The 1,068-nt window shown below is 44.6% G+C and carries 3 protein-coding genes; all 3 read right to left on the reverse strand.

Annotation, left to right across the window (positions count from 1 at the left end; genetic code table 11):
• Positions 1 to 16 precede the first annotated feature (16 nt).
• The 3 genes from tatB to A3757_RS01250 are packed head-to-tail and all read right to left on the reverse strand — an operon-like array spanning position 17 to position 1,002.
• Positions 17 to 406, reverse strand: a complete 390-nt coding sequence (gene tatB, locus A3757_RS01240; protein ID WP_068512008.1) for a Sec-independent protein translocase protein TatB — start codon at positions 404 to 406, stop codon at positions 17 to 19.
• A gap of 29 nt (positions 407 to 435) precedes the next feature.
• Positions 436 to 660: a twin-arginine translocase TatA/TatE family subunit gene (gene tatA / locus A3757_RS01245; protein WP_068512005.1), complete on the reverse strand. Its 225-nt coding sequence runs from the start codon at positions 658 to 660 to the stop codon at positions 436 to 438.
• Between the two features lie 9 nt (positions 661 to 669).
• Positions 670 to 1,002 carry a phosphoribosyl-ATP diphosphatase gene (locus A3757_RS01250; RefSeq protein WP_068512015.1) on the reverse strand — a complete coding sequence of 111 codons (333 nt, stop codon included), beginning with the start codon at positions 1,000 to 1,002 and terminating at the stop codon, positions 670 to 672.
• Between the last annotated feature and the right edge of the window lie 66 nt (positions 1,003 to 1,068).

Below are 1,068 nucleotides of genomic sequence, written 5' to 3' on the forward strand. Positions count from 1 at the left end.
TATTACGGAGGCCATGTTATGACTGCTTAGGCTTGTCGTTTTGCGTATTGCTTTGAAGGTCTTTTGACGAATCAGGCTCTTTTGGTGCCTGAAACAGCTTGTCATACTCATCTCTTGGTAAGGGCTCGAACTCTTCAGCTTCTTTGAGGGCGTCTTTAACGGTATTCTGGATCATTTCGACATCTTCATTAATGTCCAAACTCTCGCCCTGCTTTTTAAGCTCGCTTTTTAGGTCTTCGAGTTCTATCTGGCGATTTATTTCCTGAGTGAACTGGCTGGTCATGCGGCGTGCTTTGCCAAACCAGCGACCCAGAGTTCTAGCGGCAACGGGCAGGCGCTCGGGTCCTAAAACCAATAGGCCGATGATAGCGATTAAGACGAGCTCTAAAAAACCAACGTCAAACATAGTATTCGATAGCTAGTGCCTGATCAGGGTTACTTTTGTTGCTCTTTATCATTGCTTTCGACTTTTTCAGCTTTGCCTTCGATGATGTCGCTGTCTTTCTTTTCTACAGCGGCTTTCTCATCATCTTTTATGGCTTTTTTAAAGCCTTTTACGGCGCCACCCAAGTCTCCGCCCATATTGCGTAGTTTCTTGGTGCCGAAAATAAGTGCTACGATCAATAATATAATCAGTAGCTGCATTGGACTGATACCCATAACCTTCTCCTATTTCTGTTTACGAGATGCTTTTTCTTCAAGGCCTGATAAGTCAAAACGACGCTCAAGTTCTTGAAGGATGTCCTTAGCTTCGAGGTCCAGGTGTGAAAGCATTACCAGGCTGTGAAACCATAAATCAGCGGTTTCATAGACTAAGGCTTTCTTACCTTCGTCATCCTGAGCATCTTTGGCTGCAAGAATTGCTTCGGTGCACTCTTCACCGACCTTTTCCAATATTTTATTTAAGCCTTTGGCGTGTAGGCTGGCAACATAAGAGCTGCTGGCATCGGCTTGTCGACGCTCGGCCAAAACTTCTGTTAACTGTTCTAAAACCGTAGACATGGTAACTAAACTGCCTGTTATTTCGTGATTCGTTTGGTGCGGAATATAAAGTACGCACCGACTATT

Source organism: Oleiphilus sp. HI0117, assembly GCF_001635235.1.